At 70.8% G+C, this 21,618-nt stretch carries 24 protein-coding genes; 11 read left to right on the forward strand and 13 right to left on the reverse strand.

Going from position 1 to position 21,618, the window contains the following annotated elements:
* Nucleotides 1–4: 4 nt before the first annotated feature.
* Entirely contained in the window at nt 5–982 is a 978-nt protein-coding gene (locus RAMLITH_RS15125; RefSeq protein ID WP_168108263.1) for a Bug family tripartite tricarboxylate transporter substrate binding protein, read from the reverse strand.
* Nucleotides 983–1,039: 57 nt separating this feature from the next.
* Nucleotides 1,040–1,996: an MBL fold metallo-hydrolase gene (locus RAMLITH_RS15130; protein WP_168108264.1), complete on the reverse strand. Its 957-nt coding sequence runs from the start codon at nt 1,994–1,996 to the stop codon at nt 1,040–1,042.
* Nucleotides 1,997–2,146: 150 nt separating this feature from the next.
* On the opposite strand from RAMLITH_RS15130, the gene RAMLITH_RS15135 reads away from it, so the two are divergent.
* On the forward strand, nt 2,147–2,965 hold the full coding sequence (locus tag RAMLITH_RS15135; protein WP_168108265.1) for an IclR family transcriptional regulator: 819 nt from the start codon (nt 2,147–2,149) through the stop codon (nt 2,963–2,965).
* 23 nt (nt 2,966–2,988) lie between these two features.
* Here RAMLITH_RS15135 and RAMLITH_RS15140 read toward each other — a convergent pair whose 3' ends face one another.
* The gene (locus tag RAMLITH_RS15140; RefSeq protein ID WP_168108266.1) at nt 2,989–3,867 is read right to left on the reverse strand and encodes a metallophosphoesterase family protein; all 879 of its coding nucleotides are present in this window, start codon (nt 3,865–3,867) and stop codon (nt 2,989–2,991) included.
* Between the two features lie 196 nt (nt 3,868–4,063).
* On the opposite strand from RAMLITH_RS15140, the gene RAMLITH_RS15145 reads away from it, so the two are divergent.
* Nucleotides 4,064–4,927, forward strand: a complete 864-nt coding sequence (locus tag RAMLITH_RS15145; RefSeq protein ID WP_168108267.1) for a nucleotidyltransferase — start codon at nt 4,064–4,066, stop codon at nt 4,925–4,927.
* Here RAMLITH_RS15145 and RAMLITH_RS15150 read toward each other — a convergent pair.
* Nucleotides 4,924–5,427, reverse strand: coding sequence for a P-loop nucleotide/nucleoside kinase family protein (locus tag RAMLITH_RS15150; RefSeq protein WP_168108268.1), 504 nt, complete (start codon nt 5,425–5,427; stop codon nt 4,924–4,926). The genes RAMLITH_RS15145 and RAMLITH_RS15150 overlap by 4 nt on opposite strands.
* A 99-nt stretch (nt 5,428–5,526) precedes the next feature.
* Between RAMLITH_RS15150 and RAMLITH_RS15155 the strand changes: the two genes are divergently transcribed.
* Complete coding sequence (locus RAMLITH_RS15155; protein WP_168108269.1) at nt 5,527–6,414, forward strand: peptidylprolyl isomerase; 888 nt, start codon at nt 5,527–5,529, stop codon at nt 6,412–6,414.
* A gap of 15 nt (nt 6,415–6,429) precedes the next feature.
* Here RAMLITH_RS15155 and RAMLITH_RS15160 read toward each other — a convergent pair whose 3' ends face one another.
* The 3 genes from RAMLITH_RS15160 to RAMLITH_RS15170 all read right to left on the reverse strand — a co-directional run bounded on the left by RAMLITH_RS15160 (nt 6,430) and on the right by RAMLITH_RS15170 (nt 7,916).
* Nucleotides 6,430–6,840, reverse strand: a complete 411-nt coding sequence (locus RAMLITH_RS15160) for a rhodanese-like domain-containing protein (protein ID WP_168108270.1) — start codon at nt 6,838–6,840, stop codon at nt 6,430–6,432.
* A gap of 98 nt (nt 6,841–6,938) precedes the next feature.
* Nucleotides 6,939–7,499, reverse strand: a complete 561-nt coding sequence (locus RAMLITH_RS15165) for a hypothetical protein (RefSeq protein WP_168108271.1) — start codon at nt 7,497–7,499, stop codon at nt 6,939–6,941.
* Nucleotides 7,500–7,520: 21 nt separating this feature from the next.
* Nucleotides 7,521–7,916, reverse strand: coding sequence for a response regulator transcription factor (locus RAMLITH_RS15170; RefSeq protein ID WP_168108272.1), 396 nt, complete (start codon nt 7,914–7,916; stop codon nt 7,521–7,523).
* A 225-nt stretch (nt 7,917–8,141) separates the two neighbouring features.
* On the opposite strand from RAMLITH_RS15170, the gene RAMLITH_RS15175 reads away from it, so the two are divergent.
* Nucleotides 8,142–8,495: a hypothetical protein gene (locus tag RAMLITH_RS15175; RefSeq protein WP_168108273.1), complete on the forward strand. Its 354-nt coding sequence runs from the start codon at nt 8,142–8,144 to the stop codon at nt 8,493–8,495.
* On the opposite strand, the gene RAMLITH_RS15180 is transcribed toward RAMLITH_RS15175, so the two are convergent.
* A complete protein-coding gene (locus RAMLITH_RS15180) occupies nt 8,486–9,802 on the reverse strand; it encodes a hemolysin family protein (RefSeq protein WP_168108274.1) in 1,317 nt (438 codons plus the stop codon). The genes RAMLITH_RS15175 and RAMLITH_RS15180 overlap by 10 nt on opposite strands.
* 24 nt (nt 9,803–9,826) lie before the next feature.
* Between RAMLITH_RS15180 and RAMLITH_RS15185 the strand changes: the two genes are divergently transcribed.
* Entirely contained in the window at nt 9,827–10,660 is an 834-nt protein-coding gene (locus RAMLITH_RS15185) for a symmetrical bis(5'-nucleosyl)-tetraphosphatase (protein ID WP_168108275.1), read from the forward strand.
* Between the two features lie 48 nt (nt 10,661–10,708).
* On the opposite strand, the gene RAMLITH_RS15190 is transcribed toward RAMLITH_RS15185, so the two are convergent.
* Together RAMLITH_RS15190 and ypfJ are read right to left on the reverse strand one after the other, a co-directional pair.
* Nucleotides 10,709–12,136 carry a DEAD/DEAH box helicase gene (locus tag RAMLITH_RS15190; RefSeq protein WP_168108276.1) on the reverse strand — a complete coding sequence of 476 codons (1,428 nt, stop codon included), beginning with the start codon at nt 12,134–12,136 and terminating at the stop codon, nt 10,709–10,711.
* Nucleotides 12,137–12,238: 102 nt separating this feature from the next.
* A complete protein-coding gene (gene ypfJ, locus RAMLITH_RS15195; protein WP_168108277.1) occupies nt 12,239–13,114 on the reverse strand; it encodes a KPN_02809 family neutral zinc metallopeptidase in 876 nt (291 codons plus the stop codon).
* A gap of 183 nt (nt 13,115–13,297) precedes the next feature.
* Here ypfJ and RAMLITH_RS15200 point away from each other — a divergent pair, with 183 nt between their 5' ends.
* The 6 genes from RAMLITH_RS15200 (at nt 13,298) to RAMLITH_RS15225 (ending at nt 18,425) form a co-directional block, all read left to right on the forward strand.
* Nucleotides 13,298–14,149, forward strand: coding sequence for a 3',5'-nucleoside bisphosphate phosphatase (locus RAMLITH_RS15200; protein ID WP_168108278.1), 852 nt, complete (start codon nt 13,298–13,300; stop codon nt 14,147–14,149).
* The gene (locus RAMLITH_RS15205) at nt 14,146–15,039 is read left to right on the forward strand and encodes a DMT family transporter (RefSeq protein WP_337786161.1); all 894 of its coding nucleotides are present in this window, start codon (nt 14,146–14,148) and stop codon (nt 15,037–15,039) included. Before RAMLITH_RS15200 ends, RAMLITH_RS15205 begins: the two co-directional genes overlap by 4 nt.
* A gap of 58 nt (nt 15,040–15,097) precedes the next feature.
* The gene (locus tag RAMLITH_RS15210) at nt 15,098–15,733 is read left to right on the forward strand and encodes an L-threonylcarbamoyladenylate synthase (protein ID WP_168108280.1); all 636 of its coding nucleotides are present in this window, start codon (nt 15,098–15,100) and stop codon (nt 15,731–15,733) included.
* Between the two features lie 58 nt (nt 15,734–15,791).
* On the forward strand, nt 15,792–16,460 hold the full coding sequence (locus tag RAMLITH_RS15215; RefSeq protein WP_168108281.1) for a zinc metalloprotease: 669 nt from the start codon (nt 15,792–15,794) through the stop codon (nt 16,458–16,460).
* Complete coding sequence (locus RAMLITH_RS15220; protein WP_168108282.1) at nt 16,460–17,746, forward strand: tryptophan--tRNA ligase; 1,287 nt, start codon at nt 16,460–16,462, stop codon at nt 17,744–17,746. The genes RAMLITH_RS15215 and RAMLITH_RS15220 overlap by 1 nt, the downstream gene beginning before the upstream one ends.
* A gap of 85 nt (nt 17,747–17,831) precedes the next feature.
* Entirely contained in the window at nt 17,832–18,425 is a 594-nt protein-coding gene (locus tag RAMLITH_RS15225) for a response regulator transcription factor (protein WP_168108283.1), read from the forward strand.
* Here RAMLITH_RS15225 and RAMLITH_RS15230 read toward each other — a convergent pair.
* The 3 genes from RAMLITH_RS15230 to rpoN are packed head-to-tail and all read right to left on the reverse strand — an operon-like array spanning nt 18,404 to nt 21,558.
* On the reverse strand, nt 18,404–19,819 hold the full coding sequence (locus RAMLITH_RS15230; RefSeq protein WP_168108284.1) for a sensor histidine kinase: 1,416 nt from the start codon (nt 19,817–19,819) through the stop codon (nt 18,404–18,406). The two genes, RAMLITH_RS15225 and RAMLITH_RS15230, sit on opposite strands and share 22 nt — an antisense overlap.
* A 46-nt stretch (nt 19,820–19,865) precedes the next feature.
* Nucleotides 19,866–20,147 (reverse strand): hypothetical protein, encoded by a 282-nt coding sequence (locus RAMLITH_RS15235; protein WP_168108285.1) that lies wholly within the window; start codon nt 20,145–20,147, stop codon nt 19,866–19,868.
* Nucleotides 20,137–21,558: an RNA polymerase factor sigma-54 gene (rpoN, locus tag RAMLITH_RS15240; protein ID WP_168108286.1), complete on the reverse strand. Its 1,422-nt coding sequence runs from the start codon at nt 21,556–21,558 to the stop codon at nt 20,137–20,139. The genes RAMLITH_RS15235 and rpoN overlap by 11 nt, the downstream gene beginning before the upstream one ends.
* Nucleotides 21,559–21,618 lie beyond the last annotated feature (60 nt).

Below are 21,618 nucleotides of genomic sequence, written 5' to 3' on the forward strand. Positions count from 1 at the left end.
CGTTTCAGTCCAGCTTGATGCCGGCGTGCTGCACCAGCCGGCCCCAGCGCTCGCGCTCGAGGCGGGTGTACGCCGCCATCTGCTGCGGCGTGCCGGGCAGCGCCTCCAGCGCCAGCGCCTGGAATCGGGCCTTGACCGGCGCCGACTCGAGCGCGGCCTGCAGCGCCTTGTTGAACTTCGCCACGGTTTCCGGCGGCGTGCCCGCCGGCACGACGAGCCCTTGCCAGGCATAGGCGGTAAAGTCCTTCAGCCCCTGCTCCGCCAGCGTCGGCACGTCCGGCAGCGTCGTGAGGCGCTCCGGGCTGGCGACCCCGATCGCGCGCAGCTTGCCGGCGGCGACGTACTGCTGCACGCTGGCCGTGTCGATCAGCCCGAACGGCACCTGGCCGCCCAGCAGGTCCTGCACCGCCGGCGCGGCGCCGCGGTAGGCGATGTGCTGCATCTTGACGCCGGTGCGTTCGCGCAGCAGCTCGCCGGCCAGGTGGTGCGGGCTGCCGACGCCGGCCGACGCATAGCTCACGCCCTTCGCCTCGCCCTTGGCCCACGCCAGGAACTCCTGGAAATTCTTCGCCGGGACGTTCGGCGCCACCACCAGCAGCAGCGGGAAGCGCGCCAGCATGCTGACCGGCACGAAATCCTTCTCAGGGTGGTACGGGAGCTTCGCGAACAGCCAGGGATTGGCCGCGAGCGTCGCGAAGTCCGCGGTGAACAGCACGTGGCCGGTGTCCTTGGCGTTGGCCACGTAGGCGGCGGCGATGTTGGTCGCGGCGCCGGGCTTGTTGCTCACCACGATCGGCTGGCCGAGCGTCTTGCTCATGACCTCGGCGACGGTGCGGGCGACGGCGTCGGACCCGCCGCCGGCCGGGTAGCCGACGACCCACTCGATGGGCCGAGCGTCCTGGGCCCAGGCCGGCGTGGACAAGGCGGCGGCGCCGAGCGCGGCGGCGAGCAGCCGGCGGCGGGAAATGGCGTTGAACTTCATGGCGTGTCTCCGGGTTGGAATGGTTGTCGGTGCGAAAGCGGTTCCGCGGGCGCGATTTCAGCCCTCGAGGGTCTTCCACATCTCGACGTCGCGCTCGGCGGTCCAGATGCGGGGATCGGCATGGCCGGTCATCTCGTCGTAGCAGCGCGTCACGTCGAACGGCATGCAGTGGTCGAAGATCACCCAGTGCGCGTACTTCGGCTTGAGCGCGGCACAGGCTTCCTTGTAGATCGCGTTCAGGTTCCTGCCGGCGCGCACCCCGGCCTGCACGCATTCGCGCACGTCGACGAGGAACTGGCGGGTGCCGGCCAGGCCCTGTCGCACCTGTTCGGGGGTCGTGAGCGCGGCGCCGCGCCCCGGCACCAGCGCCAGCGGCTGCAGCGCGGCGATGTTGTCCAGGGTCTGCGGCCAGTCGGTGAAGTACGCGTCGCCGGCGTACGGCGTGGCGTCGAATTCCACCAGGTCGCCCGAGAACAGGATGCGCTGCTGCGGCAGCCAGGCGACGGTGTCGCCCTTGGTGTGGCCGCGGCCCAGCTGGATCAGCTGCACTTCGAGCTGCCCGAGCCAGATCGACATCCTGCCCTCGAAGGTGATCGTCGGCCAGGTGAGCCCCGGCGGCACCGACTCCACCGCGCGGAACAGCCGCGGGAAGCGGCCGATCTCGCTCGCCTTGTCCTGCTCGCCGCGCTCGACGATCAGGTCGTAGGTGTCGCGGCTGGCGATCACGTGCTGCGGCTCGTAGCCGGCGGCGCCCAGCACGCGCACCGCGTGGTAATGGCTCAGCACGACGTACCTGATCGGCTTGTCGGTGACCTCGCGGATGCGGCGGATGACGTCCTGCGCCATGACCGGGGTCGCCTGCGTGTCGATCACCATCACGGCGTTGTCGCCGACGATGACGCCGGTGTTCGGGTCACCCTCGGCGGTGTACGCGTAGGCGTTGGCCGAGAGCCGGACGAAGCTCACTTTCTTCTCTTCGAGGTCGGCTTGCGAGGCAAAGGCTTTGACGGTCATGGGTCGGTGGGCGGCGGTGTGTGACAGCGGAAATTCGGGTGGATTTGTCTTATGCAAATGCGTTCGGCGATGGTAGCGAAGCTGTTCCCGCGTTGTCAAATGGGTTTGCCTATGACAAACTCGGTGTTTTCCATGAGGGGCGAGGCGGACATGCAACAGAAGGCCGGCGAGGACCAGGAGGGCGGACAGCGCGCAGTGCAGTCCGTCGAGGTGGGCGGGCGGCTGCTGCTCGCCCTCGCCGACAGCGGCGCGCCGCTGCCGCTCAAGGACCTGGCCGCGCGCGCGGACCTCAGCCCGTCCCGGGCCCACCCTTATCTCGTGAGCTTCCAGCGCCTGGGCCTTGTCGAGCAGGACGCCGCCTCCGGGCGTTACGCGCTCGGACCGGCCGCCATGCAGATCGGCCTGGCCTGCCTGCACCAGTTCGATCCGCTCACGGCGGCCACGCCGGTCGCGGAAGAGCTCGCCCGCAGCTCCGGCCACGCCGTCGCGCTGGCCGTGTGGGGCAACTTCGGGCCGACCATCGTGCGGCTGTTCGAGTCACGCCAGCCACTGCACGTGTTGCTGCGCGTCGGCACTGTGATGTCGGTGCTGGGCACCGCGACCGGACGCGCCTTCGCCGGGGCCCTGCCTGCCGAGCGGCTGGAGCGCGCCGTCGCGATCTCGCACGGCGTCGAGACCGGCGCCCCGGCGGCGGCACCCAGGGGCTGGCGCAAGGAACTGGAGGCGGTGGTCGACGAAGTGCGCCGGCACGGCCTGGCGCGCGCCATCGGCCGGCCGATCCCGGGCGTCAATGCGTTCAGCGGCGCCGCCCTCGACCACGAAGGTGAACCCGCCGTCGTGATCACGGTGCTCGATCACGAGGATCGCCTCAAGGGCGACTGGAGCGGCGAAGGCGCACGCGCCGTGCGCGAGGCGACGCACGCAATCACGCGCCGGCTCGGCGGCAAGGCGCCGGTGGCGCGGCGCTGAGGCCGGACACCGCCCTGCCCCGGTCAGGTATTGGTCTGGTCCTGCTGGGCCTGGCCGGCGGCCTCGTCCGGCGCCGCCAGCCGCGGCAACTCGAACAGCCGGAACGGCGGCTGCTGCGGCCGGGTGCGCAGCAACAGCGGCCTCGCCACGTTGAACACCGGCACGCCGTTGATGGTCTTGCTCTCCAGCGTGCCGCGGTGCGCGTGGCCATGGAAGACGGCGTCCACCGGATAGCGCAGCAGCGGCTCCTCGAGCCGGCTGCTGCCGAGGAACGGGAAGATCTCGACCGGCTCGCCTTCGACGGTGCCGGTGATCGGCGAATAGTGCAGCAGCGCGATGCGCTGGCGCGTACGCAGCTTGGCCAGCGCCGACTCCAGCTTCATCGCCTCGTTCAGCGCCTCCTGCACGAACAGCTTGATTGCCGGCTCGCCCCAGGCGCCCAGCGACCCGCGGCCGAATCCCCCGGCGAACCCCTTGGCGCCCGCGATGCCGACCCCTTCGATCTCGCAGGCCTCGCCGTCGAGCACGCGCACGCCGGCGTGGGTCAGCGCGTCGGCCACCACCTCGGGCGTGCCCGATTCGTAGTCGTGGTTGCCCAGCACGGCGACGACCGGCACCGACACCGCGGCCAGTTCGTCGGCCAGCACCTGCGCTTCCTCGGCGGTGCCGTAGTCGGTCAGGTCACCGCACAGGAGCAGGACGTCCGCGGCCTCCGAAGCCTGGGCGAAGAAGCCGCGCAGCGTGCCGGCCGAATCCCTGGTGACGTGCAGGTCGCCGACGGCGGCGAAGCGCACGCTGGTCGCCGACTTGGGCGCGACCCGGGCTTCCTCGCGGTGAGTGACAGCGTGCGGGCGCGCGCGCAGGGATGCGGCCGGAGCGGCCGTGCTCGGGGCATTGGGCATGGAGCGGGTCTTCGTGGTGGATCTTCGTGACGAGACAGCGCCATGTTGCCGCCAGCCGCGCAGGCTGGCCGCCGCCATCCGCCGCCGCAGCCTGTAGGCCGGCGCTGACGCTGGTTGAGGTGACTCGTCCTCGGTCCGGGCGGCGCCGCCGAGATTAGGCTCCTCCCAGCACATTCTTCAGGATGCAGAGGACCACATGATCGCCGCCCCGCTCGCCCCTTCCCTCGAGGACGAGGTTCCGCCCCACACGGCGGCGTTCTACCGGCGCGCGCTGCAGGCGCTGGTGGATGCCGGCGTGCCGTTCCTGGTCGGCGGCGCCTTTTCCCACGCCTGCTTCACCGGCATCCGCCGCTCGACCAAGGACCTCGACCTGTTCATCCGGCGCGGCGACTACGAGCGCGTGGCCGCCCTGATGGAGGCGCAGGGCTGGCGCACCGAGATGACCTATCCGCACTGGCTGGCCAAGGTGTACGCCGGCGAGGACTTCATCGACCTCATCTTCAATTCGGGCAACGGCGTCACGCCGGTGGACGACCGCTGGTTCCGCGACAACGCCGAAGCCGACGTGCTGGGCGTGCCGGTCAGCGTGGCCAACCTGGAGGACAGCCTGCTGTCCAAGGCGTTCATCATGGAACGCGAGCGCTACGACGGCGCGGACATCGCCCACCTGCTGCAGGCCAACGCCGAACAGGTGGACTGGGACGGACTGCTGCAGCGCTTCGGCCCGCACTGGCGAGTGCTGCTGGCGCACCTGACGCTGTTCGGGTTCATCTACCCGGGGGAGCGGCATCGCGTGCCGCGATGGGTGATGGACAAGCTGATCGGCCGGCTGGCGGCCGAGACCCGCGATCCGCCCGGCGACGACCGGCGCGTCTGCGCCGGCACCTTGCTGTCGCGCGAGCAGTACCTGCACGACGTGGAGCGGCTGGGATACGTCGATGGCCGCCTCACCCCGGCCAGCACCATGACGGCCGAAGACGTCGCGGTGTGGACCGAGGCGATCCCGGCGCGACAGGCCGAGGCCGGTGCCACGGACGGAAAGGTCTCGCCGCTGGTCTAGGGCCGGCCGGCCACAGCCTGCAGGACCACGTCCGCGGCGCGCCCCGGATCGAGGGTCGCCGTATCAAGCAGCAGCGCCTCGCCCGCAACCGGTTCGAACCGCATGCCCCGCACGGCCTCCCACGACGGCAGCACCTGGCCCGCGATGTCGCTCGTGCGGGTCGCGAGCCGCCGCCGGTGCTCGGCGGCGTCCGAGCACACGACGTGGACCATGAGGCAGCCGCGGCCCGCCTCGGCCGCCACCCGCGCCCACTGCCGCCGGCTCGCCGCGACCGGGTTGACGCAGTCGGCGACGACGGAAAGGCCGCGGCCCAGGTTATCGGCGGCGACGCCATACGCCACCTCATAGCCTGCGGCGCCCACGTCGGACATGCTGCCGCTGGCGACGAGCGCCCGTTCGATGGTGTCGATGCGCAGATGCACCGCGCCAAGACGCTCCGCCAGCAGGCGCGCGATCGTGGTCTTGCCGGTACCGGGCAGGCCGGTGAGCGCGATGAGCATGCACCATTGTGAGCTGTGCCCGCCACTGCGGCGCCCACGGGGATTTCCCGTGGGCACGGCGCGGCCGGCTCAAGCACAATCCGGGGCTTTCGCATCGCCATGACCTTGCTGCTTCGCCGCGCCCTCCTCGCCTCGGCCCTTGCCGCCCTCGCCTTCGCCGGGACCGCCCGCGCGCAGAACCCCATGGTGCGCGTGCACACGACGGCCGGCCCCATCGACATGAGCCTGCTGGCCGCCGAGGCCCCGCGCACGGTGGCGAACTTCCTCGCCTATGTGCGCGGCGGCGACTACACCGACGTGTTCTTCCACCGCAATGCATGGCTGGCGACGATGCCGCCGGTGCCGTTCGTCATCCAGTCCGGCGGCTACCGCTGGCCGGAGGGGACCTGCTGTCCGACGGTGGCCTCGCGCGGCGCCATCGCCAACGAGTTCAGCGCGGCGCGCTCCAACGTGGTCGGCACGGTGGCCATGGCCAAGATCGGCGGCGATCCCGACAGCGCCACCAGCCAGTGCTTCATCAACATGCGCGACAACGCGGCCAACCTGGACACGCAGAACGGCGGCTTCACGGTGTTCGCGCGCGTCACCGCGCCGACCCTGGCGACCGCCAGCCGCATCGCCGCCCTGCAGCCGGTCAACGCACCCCCGTTCACCGAGCTGCCGGTGACCGGCTGGCAAAGCGGCACGCCGATCCAGCGCCACAACGTCGTGCGGATCACCGCCGTGACGGAATTCCCCGCGCAGCAGAGCGCGAGCGACCGCATCTTCAACTACCTGGAAGCGATGTACCCGCAATACACCGTGCCTTCGCAAGGCGTGTCGGGGGAAGCGCTGGGCTATCTGTTCCGCCACTACGGCGGCAGCGACGTCTACGTGGGCACGAAGGACGGCAAGGTCTGGTACCTGACGCCGGCGCAGGCAGGCAGTCCTGGCGAACTCGGCACCGTCGCCGACTGGCTCGCGGCGGCGCAGGCGGCAGGGTACTGAGTCGAGCGACGGCGCTCAGCGCGCCGGCTTGACGAGCGGCCAGCCGCGGCGGGCCCATTCCGACATGCCGCCCGCGACGTAGCGCACGTGGCCGTAGCCGCGCTCGCGCAGCGCCCGCAAGGTGGCACTCGACCGGTTCTGCGTGTTGCAGATCAGCAGCACCGGCTTCTTCGGATCCAGCGGAATCTCCGCCAGGCGGGCGCCCAGCTGGCGCATCGGCAGCAACCGCGCGCCCGGCGCGACGCCGGTCGCGTGTTCCTGGGGCTCGCGGATGTCGATCAGGATCGCGCGGCCGGCCTCGTGCTCGGCCCGCGCGGCCTCCAGGCTCACCTGGTCGGGATCGCCCGCCGCGACCGCGGCGCCGCACGCGACCAGGGCGACCAGCAGGGCGAGGGCGCCACGGCGGGCGGCGAATGATCGGATCATGGGCAAGGACTCCAGCGGGGGGGCGCGCCGGCAGGCGCACACTGTGGGGAGTATACGCAGCGGCGTCGCTTGCCCGTCGCCTGGCCCCACGCCAACCTTCACCGGCGCAACTGCTCCCAGTCGCCGGCCTTCATGCCCACGTCCACCAGGTAGCGCACGTGCACCTCGTTGGCAGCCGTCCACAGGAAGAGCCGCTCCTCGATGAAGAACATGTGGCGCGAAAAGCTCATGTCCCGCACGACGTCGCCGGCCCTCAGGTCCGCGCTGGCGGCGAGGGCCGCCATCAGCAGCCGGCACTCCGAGGGCTGCTCGCGTCCCACGTACTCGGCGAACAGCGCGGCGCGGGCATCCTCCGTCACTTGCACGCGCTCGGCCTCGAGGTCAGGCCCCAGGCGCGCGGCCGGCGCCTCGTCCAGCAGCAGCGAAATCGTGGCGTTGGCGTGCGGGTCGACCAGCAGCAGGCGCTGCTCGACGCGCCAGACGCGATCGGTGAGCCTGAGGTCCGCGACCAGGTCCCCGGCGCAAGGCAGCTTGCCGGTGGCCTGCAGCGGCTCCAGGGTGAACATGGTGCGGGGCCGGTCCCAGCCCGGGCCGAGCTGCGCCCGCAAGGCGGCGGCGGCGGCGGCCGTGAACGCGACGGCCACGCGGAGGTAGGGCATCGTTGGTCCCCGTCGACGGGATCACCCCCGGCCGCCGCCGGGGCGGCCGAGCAGCTGGTCGAGCGCCCCCACCAGCGCATCGAGGTCGACCGGCGCCGTCATGTACGCGTCGGCCCCGGCCTCGCGTGCGGTCAACTTGTCCTGCTCCGTCACGTAGATCGCGGAAACCTGCACGATCGGCAGCGACGCGGTGCCGATGTTGGCGCGCAGCAGCCGGCACACTTCGAATCCCAGCAGGTCGGGCAGGTGGACGTCGAGCACGACGGCAGATGCGTACTCCGCCAGCTCCAGCGCCTCCGCGCCGGCGGCGGCCTCGATCGTGCGGAAGCCGGCGGCCCGCAACGCACGCGCGGTCGCGTAGCGGCTCGGCTCATGGTCGTCCACCACCAGGACGCAGTACTCCGCACGTTCAATCATCGAGGCCTCGACGATACCGTGTGCTCGACCGGGCGTCACATGCCGACCGACGCGTAGGGACTTTGCGGCCCCCCGGGCTGCGAGGTGAGACGTTTGTCACGGTAGCGTGGGCCCGCGGCCAGCGCATGCCGCGGCCCATTAGGGAAAAGGCGTAGCCGCGAGGCGCCATTTCCGCACGGCGGCCGGGTCGGCGGCCACCACACTGCAGACAACCAGTTCCCCCCGATGTCTGCCGTCACCGCCACGCTCGCCACCTGGGCCCGCCGCACCCGGTCTTCTTTCGCCCCGCTCGCGTGGCTCCCCTCGCGGCCGGCGCCCCTGCGGGACGCCGTCGCCGAGGCCGTGGCGGAAAACGGTCTCGTCTACCGGCTCAAGCGCTGGCCCGACCTGCCGAGCGCGGCGCGCACTGCCGACGTCCTGCGCCTGCTGTCCGTGATGAGCCATCGCCCCGTGAACCGGCGCTGGATGCTGTCGTACAGCCGCCTCGACGCCGAGCATGTGGACGCGCTGCTGCGGCGCCTGGTAGACCGCGGCGACGTCGACGTGATCGACGCGTCCGGCTTCCCGGTTCAGGCGTGAGATTCGCCGGCCGGCAGTGACGGCACGGGGGCCCGGGGGCGGGCGACGACCTTGTCGATCCGCCGGCCGTCGAGCGCCGTGACCTCGAACAGCCAGTCGCCGCACTCGATCTGCTCGCCCGCCGCCGGCAGGCTGCCAGAGACCGACATCAGCAGCCCGGCGACGGTGTTGTAGCGGCCCCTGTCCTCCTCCGGCAGTTCGCGGATGTCGAGCCGGGCCTTCAACTCGGAGATCGGCATGGTGCCATCGAGCTCCCAGGCGCCGTCCTCGCGCTGCGTCGCCCAGGCATCGGCGGCGACGTCGGACTGCAGCTCGCCGGTGATCGCTTCCAGCAGGTCGTGCGGCGTCATCAGCCCCTGCACCACGCCGTATTCGTCGACGACGAACACGATGCGGCCGGATTTCTCGCGGAACTGTTCCAGCAGGTCGGTCCCCGACAGCGTCTCGGGCACGAACACGGCGGGCGTGGCGATCGCTTCGACCCGGGTGGAGTCGTCCGGCCCCAGCGCCAGCAGGCGCGAAACGCTGACGACGCCGACGACGTCGTCGAGCGAGCCACGGCAGACCGGATACCAGGAGTGGGCGCCTTCGCGCCCCACTTCGCGCAGGCACTCGCCGATGGTCTGCTGGCCCTCCAGCCACTCGATGTCGGAGCGCGGCACCATCATCGACGTGAGCGGCCGGTCGTCGAGGCGGAACAGGTTGCGCACCATCTGGTGCTCGTGCTCCTCGATGACGCCGGCGTCGACGCCTTCCTCCAGGCTGTGGGTGATCTCCTCCTCCGTCATGCCGCGGCCCTGCGTGGTGTCGATCCCGAGGACCTTGAGCACCGCCTGGGTGGAAGTCGTGAGCAGCGCGACGAAGGGACCCGCGGCGCGCGAGAGCCAGCTCATGGGACGCGAGATCCAGCGCGAGACGGCCTCCGGATGGACCTGCGCGATCCGCTTGGGCACCAGTTCGCCGAAGATGATGGTGACGTAGGTGATCACGGCGACCACGATGCCGGTGGCGAGATAGCCCGATGCGACCACGCCCACGCCATACCCCTGCATCCAGCGGGCCAGCGAAGCGCTGAACGCGGCCTCGCCGACGATGCCGTTCAGGATGCCGATCGAGGTGATGCCGACCTGCACGGTGGACAGGAAGCGGGTCGGATGGTCCATCAGGCGCAGCGCCGCGGCGGCGCCCTCGTCGCCCGCCTCGGCCAGGGCGGCCAGGCGCGCCTTGCGGCTGGAGGCCAGCGCCATCTCCGACATCGCGAAGATCCCGTTCAGCACCGTGAGCAGCGCGATCAGCAGGATTTCCATCGTTCAGGGAGAGAATCGGCCACCATGGGACTTTACTTGATCGGTGACGTGCAGGGCTGCGATGCCGCGCTGCACCAGTTGCTGGAGAAGATCGGTTTCTCGCCGAGCCGCGACCACCTCTTCCTGCTCGGTGACCTCGTCAACCGCGGGCCCGATTCCGCCGCCGTCCTGCGCCGCGCCATGCGGTACGGCGATGCCGCCACGACGCTCCTGGGCAACCACGACCTGAGCCTGCTGGCCATCGCCCATGGGCAGCGCCCGCCACACCGCAACGACACCCTCGACGAGGTGCTCCTCGCCCCCGACCGCGAGGCCATGCTGGAGTGGCTGCGCTGCCAGCGCATGGCGGTGCACGCGCACGGACTGCTGATGGTGCATGGCGGCGTGCTGCCCCAGTGGGACGTGGCGCGGACGCTGGCGCTCGCCCGCGAGGTGGAGACCGTGCTGCGCGGCCGGGAGCTGGTGGACTTCCTTGCGCAGATGTACGGCAATCACCCGGATCGATGGGACGACGGCCTGGCGGGCGCAGACCGGCTGCGCGTGATCGTGAACGCGCTGACGCGCCTGCGCTTCTGCACGCCCGCCGGCGTGATGGACCTGCGCGCGTCCGGCCGTCCCGAGCAACCGCCGCCCGGGATGCTGCCATGGTTCGACGTACCTGGCCGGCGCACGGCCGATGCGACGATCGCCTTCGGCCACTGGTCGACGCTCGGTCACGTGCGCCGGCCCGACATCATCGCGATGGACACCGGCTGCGTGTGGGGCGGCTGCCTGAGTGCGCTGCGGCTGGACCCGCAGGGCGGCGCCCACGAGTTGATCCAGGTGCAGTGCGAGCAGTCGCAGGTGCCCGGGAAGTGAGGACTCGCGTGCCCGAGGCGCTCCGGGATGCGCCGCCGGAGGAACGAATCACCCGGCCTTGAACAGCGCGGGCAGTTTCCGCCTGGTCTTGATGTTGGCCGAGACCCGGCTGGTGCTCGCCTGCTTCGCGCCCGCTTCCCACGCCGGGGCCTCTTGCGTCGACGGCGGCTGGTACGGCTGGTCGAAGAACGGATCCTTCGGCTGGGCCGGCGGGCGCGGGTCGCGTCGCGGCCGGTCGCGTGACGGGCCGTCGAGCACGTCGCGCGGATCGCCGACCTCGCCGGCTTCGCGCCAGGCGCGGCGGCCGTCGTTGATCCGCCCGCGCGGCCGCTCGTCCTCGAACTCCATCGGCTCCAGCTCGATCTTGCGTTTGAGCAGCTTCTCGATGTCGCCGACCAGGCGCGTGTCGCTGCCCGAGACGAAGGTCACGGCCAGGCCGCTGGCACCGGCGCGGCCAGTGCGGCCGATGCGGTGCACGTAGTCCTCGGCGTTGAACGGCACGTCGAAGTTGAACACGGCGGGCACGTCCTTGATGTCCAGGCCGCGCGCGGCGACGTCGGTCGCCACCAGCAGGTCCACCTTGCCCTGCTTGAACGCATCGAGCGCCTTCAGTCGCTCGTCCTGGCTCTTGTCGCCGTGCAGCGCCGTGGTGTTCAGGCCTTCCCGCTCGAGGGAGCGGGCCAGCCGGGCGCAGCCCAGCTTGCTGTTGACGAACACGAACGCCTGGGACAGGCCGCGCTGGCGCACGATCTGCTTGAGCGCGCGGCGCTTGTCGTCGTCGGTCACGCTGTAGAAGTGCTGTTCGACGGTGGACGCTTCCTGGTTCGGGCGCGCCACCTCGATGGTCACCGGATCCTGCAGGTAGCTGTTGGCCAGCCGCTTGATCTCCGGCGAGAAGGTGGCCGAGAACAGCAGCGTGGTGCGCTGCTTCGGCAGGAACGAGAGGATGCGCTGCAGGTCCGGCAGGAAGCCGATGTCGAGCATCCGGTCCGCTTCGTCGAGCACCACGTATTCGACCTGGTTCAGGACGGCGTTCTTGGCTTCGATGTGATCGAGCAGGCGACCCGGCGTCGCCACCAGCACCTCCACCCCGCGCTTGAGTTCGGCGGTCTGCGGCTTCATGTCGATGCCGCCGAACACGACCGCGCTGCGCAGGTTCGTGTACTTGGCGTAGAGCTTGACCTGCTGGGCCACCTGGTCGGCCAGCTCGCGCGTGGGCAGCAGCACCAGCGCGCGCACCGGGTGCCGGGCCGGCGACGTCGACGTGTTCTCGTGCTTCATCAGGCGCTGCAGCAGCGGCAGGGCGAACGCCGCCGTCTTGCCGGTGCCGGTCTGGGCCGCGCCCATGACGTCCTTGCCGGTGAGGACGACCGGAATCGCCTGGGCCTGGATCGGGGTCATGGACTCGTAGCCCATTTCGGCCACGGCGCGGGCCAGCGGCTCAGCCAGCGCGAGTTTCGAGAAGGATGCTGTCATGTCAACCCCGTATTGTCGCACCCGCGGGCGGGGGCGGCCGCAAAGGGCTTTTCGCCCTTGCCGGGGCGCCGGCCGCCGCCGTCCTGGCGCGGCCGGACGGCGCTAAAGCTGCCGGCTGGCGAAGGTATCGCAGGCCTTGACGCTGCCGGTCTTCAGGCCCGTGGCAAACCAGCGCTGGCGCTGCTCGCTGGTGCCGTGCGTGAAGCTGTCGGGCACGACGGCGCGTCCCGCCGACTGCTGCAGGGCGTCGTCGCCGATGCGCGCCGCCGCGTTCATCGCTTCCTCGACGTCGCCCTGCTCGAGGATCTGCCGGGCGTTCTGGGCATGGTGGCCCCACACGCCGGCAAAGCAGTCAGCCTGCAGTTCCATCCGGACGCTGAGCGCGTTGGCGTCGGCCCGGCTCACCCGGGAGCGCATGCCCTCGACCTTGCGCGTGATGCCCAGCTGCTCCTGGACGTGGTGGCCGACTTCGTGGGCGATGACGTAGGCCTGCGCGAAGTCGCCCGGCGCGCCCATGCGGTTCTTCAGCGTCTCGTAGAACGAAAGATCGATGTAGACCTTCTGGTCGGCCGGGCAGTAGAACGGCCCCATGGCGCTCTGGCCCGAGCCGCAGGCGGTCGCCACCGCGCCCCGGAACAGGACGAGCTTGGGCTCGGTGTAGGTCGCACCGCCCTGGCTGAACAGCTGCTTCCAGACGTCCTCGGTATCGGCCAGCACGACGGAGACGAACCTGGCCATCTGGTCGTCCGCGGGCGGGCGCTGCGCCGGCGCCTGCTGCACCTGGGGCGCCGGGCCGCCGCCGCTCAGGATGCTGAGGATGGTGAGCGGATTGATGCCGAAGATCGCTCCGCCGACCAGCGCGATCACGATCGTACCGATGCCGATGCTGCGGCCGCCCAGGCCGAAGCCTCCGCCGCCGCCGCCGCTGCGACGCACATCCTCGACGTTGCCCGATTCGCGGTTGCCTTCCCAGCGCATGGTCGTTCTCCTTGTCAGCGCCAGGCGCTGCGATGCGGATGAGGCTGATCCTAGCCCGCGCGCCGCTGCCGCGTAGGTGGAAAACGCCGCATCTTGGCCAGCGTCCTGTCCTACGGCGTGCGCAGCCGAAGGGCTTTGCGCGACGACGCGGCTGCGTGCGCCCGGCGCGCCTAGAATCCGCAAGTGCCTACTCTCAATGCCGACCTGCATTGTCATTCCGTCGTCTCCGACGGCACCCTGACCCCCGAGCAACTGGCCGAACGCGCCGCCGCCAACGGCGTGGCGCTGTGGTCCCTCACCGACCACGACGAGGTCGGCGGCCAGCAGCGCGCGGCCGCGGCGGCCCGGGCCAGCGGCATGCGCTACGTCACCGGAACCGAGGTGTCGGTCACCTTCGCGGGCGAGACCGTGCACATCGTCGGCCTGGGCTTCGATGCCGACGACGAGGCGCTGCGGGCCGGCCTGCGCGCGACCCGCGGCGGGCGCGGCGCACGCGCCAGGGAGATGTCGGAGCAGCTCGCCGCGGCCGGGATCGAAGGCGCCTACGAAGGCGCCCTCAAGTACGTCGGCAATCCGGAACTGATCTCGCGCACCCACTTCGCGCGCTTCCTGGTGGAGGCCGGCGTGTGCCGCGACACGGGCGAGGTGTTTCGCCGCTTCCTCACCGAAGGCCATCCGGGCTTCGTGCCGCACCGCTGGGCCGGCCTGCGCGACGCCGTGCGCTGGATCACCGGCGCCGGCGGCATCGCCGTGATCGCCCATCCGGCTCGCTACCGGTTCACCGCCAACGAGGAATATGCGCTCTTCAGCGAATTCAAGGCCCATGGCGGGCAAGGTGTCGAGGTCGTGACGGGCAGCCACACCGTCGCGGAGTACGCGCGCTATGCCGACACCGCCCGCGAGTTCGGCCTGGCCGCCTCGCGCGGGAGCGACTTCCACAGCCCCGGCGAGAGCCACACCGACCTCGGCCAGTTGCCACCCCTGCCCGGCGCCGTCACGCCGGTGTGGGACCTGCTGGCCGACCGCATCCGGTGAGGCGGTCGCAACGCGCGCTGGCCGGCATCGCCCTGGCCGTGGGGGCCTGCGCCTGCTTCGCGGCGCTGGACACCACCACCAAGTACGTGAGCCTCTCCGTGCCGCTGCTGATGGCGCTGTGGTTCCGATATGCGTTCCAGGCCGTCGCGACCACGCTGGTGGTGCTGCCCTTGCGCGGCTCCGCCGTGCTGCGGACCGAGCATCCCCGGTTCCAGCTGCTGCGCGGGGTGCTGCTGCTCACCAGCAGCCTGCTGGCGTTCGCCAGCCTCATGTACATGCCCGTGGGCGAGTTCACCGCCATCGTCATGATGGCGCCGCTGGCGATCACCCTGCTGGCGGCCACCGTGCTCAAGGAACATGTCTCGCCGCTGCGCTGGACGCTGGTGGCCGGCGGCTTTGCCGGGACGCTGGTGATCATCCGCCCCGGCGGCGAGGCGTTCCACTGGGCCAGCCTGCTGCCGGTGGGACTGGTGGTCACGAACTCCTGGTTCCAGGTGCTCACCAGCCGCATGGCACGGACCGAAGACCCGATGACCATGCACCTGTACACCGGCTGGGTCGGGACGTTGCTGGCGTCGATCGCGCTGCCGTTCGTCTGGACGTCGCTGCCATCGTGGTGGCTGTGGGCCGGCCTGTGCTTCATGGGCGCGCTGGGCGCCATCGGCCACTTCCTGCTGATCCTGGCCTACCAGCGGGCCGCGGCGGCCACGCTCACGCCGTATCTCTATACCCAGATCGCGTTCGCCATGCTGGGCGGCTGGCTGGTCTTCTCGCACGTGCCCGACGGCTGGTCGCTGCTGGGGATGGCCGCCATCGCGGTATGCGGCGCCGGCGGCGCCTGGCTGACGGTGCGGGAAAGCCGGGTCGTGATGGAGCCGATCGAAGCGTGATGGCCGGCTTCCGCGCCCGTGGTAGTTTCGGGGGCCGCCGGCACCGGCGCTGATCCCCATGGCCCAGTACTTCGAAGTGCACCCCGAGAACCCGCAGCCGCGGTTGCTGCGGCAGGCCGTCGCCCTGCTCGAACGCGGCGGCATCGTCGCCGTTCCCACCGACTCGAGCTACGCCCTGGCCTGCCACCTGGACGACAAGAGTGCGGTCGACCGGCTGCGCCAGATCCGCGGCGTCGACGAGCGCCACCACCTCACGCTGCTGTGCCGCGACCTGAGCGAGCTGGCCACCTACGCCCGGGTGGACAACCGTCAGTACCGGCTGCTCAAGAGCGGCACGCCGGGGCCGTTCACCTTCATCCTGGAAGCCACCCGGGAGGTGCCGCGCCGGGTGAGCCACCCCCAGCGCAAGACGATCGGCCTGCGGGTGCCGGACCACCGGGTGCTGCAGGAACTCCTCGCCCTGCACGGCGGGCCGTTGCTGGCGACCACGCTCATTCCGCCGCAGGCGAGCGAGCCGCTCAAGGACGGCCGGGAGATCCGCGACCGCTACGAGAAACTGATCGCCGCCGTGGTGGACGCCGGCGCCTGCTCGTCGGAACCTACCACGGTGATCGACCTCACGCCGATGGGGACCGGCGGCGAAGCCGTCGTCACCCGCCGTGGCCGCGGCGACCCGGCCGCGCTGGGGCTGTAACCACGAGTCGCGGCCGGCGGCCGACGTGCCGCCTGACCCGTCTGAGACAATCCGAACCGTGGATATCAACAACCTCGTCCAAACCGTCCTGATCTATGCGCTGCCGGTGCTGTTCGCCATCACGATCCACGAGGCGGCGCATGGCTACGTGGCGCGGGCCCTGGGCGACAACACGGCGTATGCGATGGGCCGGGTGACGCTCAACCCGATCAAGCACGTCGACCCGATGGGCACCATCCTGATGCCCCTGCTGCTGTATTTCGCGACCAAGGGGGCTTTCCTCTTCGGCTACGCCAAGCCGGTGCCGGTGAACTTCGGCCACCTGCGGCATCCCAAGCGCGACATGATCTGGGTGGCGCTGGCCGGGCCGGCCTCCAACTTCCTGCAGGCGATCCTCTGGGCCGTGGCGTACACGGTCCTGGTCGGCAGCGGCGTCACCGAGCGCTTCTTCCTGGAGATGTGCAAGGCCGGCGTGCTGGTCAACCTGGTCATGTGGGCCTTCAACCTGTTCCCGCTGCCGCCGCTGGACGGCGGACGGATCCTGGTCGGGCTGCTGCCGCGGCGGCTGGCGTGGTCGTTCAGCCGGATCGAGCCGTGGGGCTTCTTCATCGTGCTGGGCCTGGTGCTGGTCGGCATCGTCGGCACGTACTGGCTGCGGCCGCTGATCGGGCTCGGCTACGTCATCCTCGATTTCCTGCTCACCCCCCTCACCGCGTTGTTCACCTGATGGCTGCTCCCGTGCGTTTCCTCACCGGCATCACCACCACCGGCACCCCTCACCTGGGCAACTACGTCGGCGCCTTCCGCCCCGCGGTGGAAGCCAGCCGCCGCCCGGGCACCGAGAACTTCTATTTCCTGGCCGACTACCACGCGCTGATCAAGTGCGACGAGCCGGCGCGGGTGCAGCGCTCGACGCTGGAGATCGCGGCGTGCTGGCTCGCCGTCGGGCTGGACCCGGAGCGCGTGCTGTTCTACCGCCAGTCCGACATTCCCGAGATCCCCGAGCTCACCTGGCTGCTGACCTGCGTCACCGGCAAGGGCCTGCTCAACCGGGCGCACGCGTACAAGGCCGCGGTCGACAAGAACAACGCCGGCGGCCTCGACCCCGATGTCGACGTGACGGCCGGCCTCTTCATGTACCCGGTGCTGATGGCGGCTGACATCCTGATGTTCAAGGCGCACAGGATCCCCGTGGGCCGCGACCAGGTGCAGCACGTCGAGATGGCGCGCGACATCGCCAATAGCTTCAACCACCTGTACGGCGACCTGCTGGTCCCGCCCGAAGCGCAGATCGACGAGACCGTCGCCTTGCTGCCGGGGCTGGACGGCCGCAAGATGAGCAAGAGCTACGACAACCACATCCCGCTGTTCGCGCCGCGCGAGCAGTTGCGCAAGCTGATCGCCGGCATCGTCACGGATTCGCGCGCGCCTGGCGAGCCCAAGGAGGTGGAGGGCTCGGCGCTGTTCCAGATCTACGAGGCGTTCGCCTCGGTGGAGGAAACGCAGCGGCTGCGCCAGGCTTACGCGGACGGCATCGCCTGGAGCGAGGCCAAGCAGACGTTGTTCGACCGCATCGACGCCGAGATCGCGCCGATGCGCGAGCGCTACGAAGCGCTGGTCGCCGAGCCGGCGCGCATCGAGCGCATCCTCAAGGCGGGCGCCGCGAAGGCGCGTGCCATCGCCACCCCGTTCATGGCCGAACTGCGCCACGCGGTGGGGCTGCGCAACCTGGGCGCCGCTGCGTCGGCGCCGAAGGCGAAAGCGGCCAAGGCGGCGACGCCAGCCTTCAAGCAATACCGCGAGGCCGACGGCAAGCACTACTTCAAGCTGGTCGATGCGGCCGGCCGGCTGCTCGCGCAAAGCACCGGCTTCGAATCCCCGCAGGACGCGGGCCGCGCCGTGGCCCGCCTCAAGCGCGAAGGGCTCGCGCCGGGCGAGCCGCAACTCCAGCTTGCCGAGGGCGTGGCCGCCGACCAGGTGGCCGCCGCGCTGCGCCAGTTCGCGGCCGATTGACGCGCGGCCGCGGGGCACCCGGCGCGCCCATGTTCAGAGTTATGCTTTCTTTCTTATGACCGCTGAAAACAAAACCCCGAAGCCCATGGTCCTGTACGTCATCGACGACCATCCGCTGATGCGCGAGGCCGTCGTGATGCTGTTGCGGCGGCTGCGTCCGGGCTCGACGGTGATCGAACTCGAACGGCTGGGCGGCATCGAATCGGCCGTGCGGCAGAACGGCCAGCCGGACCTGATCTGCCTGGACCTGAAGCTGCCGGACACCACCGGCACCTCCGGCATCCACGAGCTGAAGAAGCGCTTTCCCGAGGCGCCGCTCGCCGTGCTCTCGGCCTCGCCGGCCGCCGACGCGGAAGAGGGCTGCATCGAGGCCGGGGCCGACATCTACATCGAGAAGTCAGCCGGGGCGCAGGAGATCGCCAGCGCGCTGCGGGCGCTGCTCAGCGCCGACGGCGGGTTCGAGGAACTCGCGCCGAACGACAACAAGCTGTCCAAGCGGCAGAAGCAGCTGATCGTGATGCTCGACCGCGGCCTGTCCAATCGCGAGATCGCCGACGAACTCGGCATCAGCGAGCACACGGTGAAGGTCCACCTGTGGCGGCTGTTCCGGCGCCTGGGCGTCAAGAGCCGCACCCAGACGATCCACTACGCCCGCACTCACGGCATGCTGACCAGCTGAGCCACGCTGGCGGCCGCGCGGTCGGCGGCCTGCCGCGCGTCGGTCGGCGCGAGCCGCAGCCGGAACACGGTGCCGCGGCCGGGACGCGACGCCAGGTCGATGGGGTGGCCGAGGATCGCCGACAGCCGCGCCACGATGTACAGGCCCAGCCCGAACCCGTCCTCGGTCCCGCCGTGCGCGGGCACCTTGTAGAACTCGCGGAAGATCTCGCGCTGGTGCACCGGTGCGATGCCGACGCCGGTATCCCACACCTCGATGCGGCAGCCGCCGCTGCCGGCCCGCGAAGCGAGCAGCAGCCCGCCGCGCTCGGTGTACTTGATGGCGTTGGACAGCAGGTTGCCGACGATGCGCCGCAGCAGGATCGGATCGGAAAGCACTCTTCCCGGCGTGGCGTGGACCCGGAACTGCAGACCCCGCGCCTGCGCCAGCGGCCGGTACTGCAGCTCGAGGTCGTGCACCAGTTGCGCCAGGTCGACCGGCTCGATGTTCAGCTTGATCTTGCCCGAGTCGAGCCGCACCAGGTCGAACAGCGAATCGAACAGCGCGTTCACCGCCTTGGTCGACTCGACGATCTTCGGCGCCAGTTCGTGCACCAGCTCGGGCTCGCTGCCGAGCCAGTCGGCGTACAGGCTCAGCGCATGCACCGGCTGGCGGATGTCGTGGGCGGCGCTGGCGAGGAAACGGTTCTTGATCTCGACGGCATCGAGCGCCGCCTGCGTCTGCCGCGTGAGCGACTCGATCAGCTGGTTGTTGCGGAACTGCAGCTCGAAATTGCGCCGGTGCGTCATGTGCAGCCGCAATCCCGCCTCGCGCAGCACCTCCCAGAAGATCAGCAGCAGCGCGATGATCCAGTAGTGGTAATAGGGACCGCGGAACTGCAGCTCGGCGCCGACCCGCCAGAGCATGACGGCAAGCGCCGTGAGGGCCAGCGTGTCGAGATACGCGCGCAGCGTCGCGAGGTGCGTCGACAGCGCGTTGATCGAGAACATGGCCAGGCCCGCGAGCAGGAGCCAGCAGATGAACTGGTCGGCCAGCGACGAGCGGTCGAAGTACAGCAGCGTCGAGGAGCCCCAGACCATCGCGCTCACCGGCCACAGGAAGCGGTACCGGGCGAAGAACGCCAGGTGTTCGGCCGCGCCGAGCGGTGCCACGTCGCGCACGTACCGCCGCATCACCGCGAAGCGCACGCCCGCCAGCGCCAGGGCGCAGGCGGACCACAGGGCCAGGGCCGACCAGGCGACGTCGCTCCACAACACGCCCACGATGATCGGCACCAGGAAAAGCCCCAGCAGCTGCGTCGTCCGCGCCGTGCGCAGCAGGCTGCGCACCAGTTCCGCTTCGACCCACTGGGCTTCCGCGGGGGTCGCGACGGCGGCAGGCAGATCGGGTTTCATGCCCGCAGTCTACCGAGCCGGCGGAGCCGGGCCGCGCGCTTTCGGGTCAGCCCGAACCGCCCTCGCCGCCGGCATCCGGTTCGCCGCGGGCTCGCCTTGCGCGCGCCGGCTGCGCGGCGGCGCCTCCCACGGGTCCGCGGCCACCGCGGGACGGCGGCACCTTGCCGTGCTCGTCGGGCGCGTTGCCGCCGGCGACGGGTTCGCGCTGGCGCTCCGGGTCCACCGACGCGAAGCCGCGGTTGACGGAGCCGGGCCGCGTCGCGACCGGGCGCGGCCTCCCCGCCGCGGCGGACCCGCCCCGCGAACCGCCCTGCCTCTCAGACACCATGTGCATCTCCTTTCCCGGCGCCGGCGGCCCGGCCGCGCCGCCGTTCGGCCGGCTCGATCCTGAGCAACTGGCGGTACTTCGTGACCGTGCGCCTGGCCACCTGCAGCCCCTGGCGGGAAAGCTCGGCCGCGATCTCCACGTCCGACAGCGGCCGCCCTGGCGTCTCCGCGGCGATCATTTCCTGGATCAGCCCGCGGATCGCCGTCGGCGAACATGCGCCGCCGCCCGCGGTGGCCAGCCCGCGCGAGAAGAAGTACTTCAGCTCGAACACGCCGCAGGGCGTGGCCATGAACTTGTTGTTGGTGACCCGAGAGACCGTCGACTCGTGCACGCCGACTTCCCTGGCGATCTCGCGCAGCGCCAGCGGCTTCATCGCCATCGCGCCGTATGCCAGGAAGTGCTGCTGGCGCCCGAGGATGGCCCGCGCCACGCTCAAGATCGTCGAGAACCGCTGTTCGACATTGCGCACGGTCCAGCGCGCCTCCTGCAGATGCGCGCCGAGCTCGGCGTGGCGCGGCTCGCGGTGCCGCTGGAACAGTTCGACGTAGCTGCGATTGAGCTTCACGCGCGGCACCACGGCCTCGTTGAGGGTGGCCACCCACTCGCCGCGGATCTTGCGCACGATGATGTCGGGCGTCACGTACTGCACCGCCGGCTCCGAGAAACGCCAGCCCGGGTGCGGATCGAGGCGGCGGATCGCGGCGCAAGCGTTTTCCACGGCCGCGGGCGGCTGGCCGAGGCGCCGGGCCAGCGCGCGCAGGTCGCCGGCGGCGAGCGCCTGCAGGTGCTGCGCGAGGATTCTTTCGGCCAGGCTGCGCGTGGCCCCGGGAGGTGCCGTGCGCAGCTGCAGTTGCAGGCATTCGGCCAGGTCGCGCGCGCCGACCCCCGCGGGATCGAGCGCCTGCACGAGGCGCAGCGCGATCGTCAGTTCCTCCGGCTGCGGCGGCGGCGCCAGCCGCAGCGGATCGGCCGTCTCCGCGAGCGGCATGCGCAGGTAGCCGTCGTCGTCCAGCGACTCGACGACGGCGCTCGCCAGCGCCAGGTCGCGCGGCGACAGCGGCAGCACGTGCAACTGCCCCAGCAGGTGGCCTGCCAGCGACGTGCGCGCCTCCAGCGTGTCGAACAGCGCGCCATCGGCATCCGCATGCCGCAGGCGACCCGGGCTGCCGACACCCCAGAGCTCGGCATGAGACGGCGGCGGCAGCGCCGGCTCGTCGGTCGCGGCATCGTCATCGACGCCCGGCGGCACGTCCTCCTGCTCCAGGAACGGGTTGGTGTCGAGGGCGTCGCGCACCACCTGGGCGAAATCCTGCGACGACAGCTGCAACAGCCGCACCGCGCGCTGCAGCCGCGGCGACAGGGCGGGTTGCAGGCTGGCGATCGTCGATGCGTGCAAGCTCAGGGAATGCATGTGCGGGTTCCGGTTTCGCGTGATTGTTTCCGCGCCGGCGCCGCACCGGTGCCTGCGAAT

Origin of the sequence: Ramlibacter lithotrophicus (genome assembly GCF_012184415.1) — a bacterium.
Lineage (GTDB): Bacteria > Pseudomonadota > Gammaproteobacteria > Burkholderiales > Burkholderiaceae_C > Ramlibacter > Ramlibacter lithotrophicus.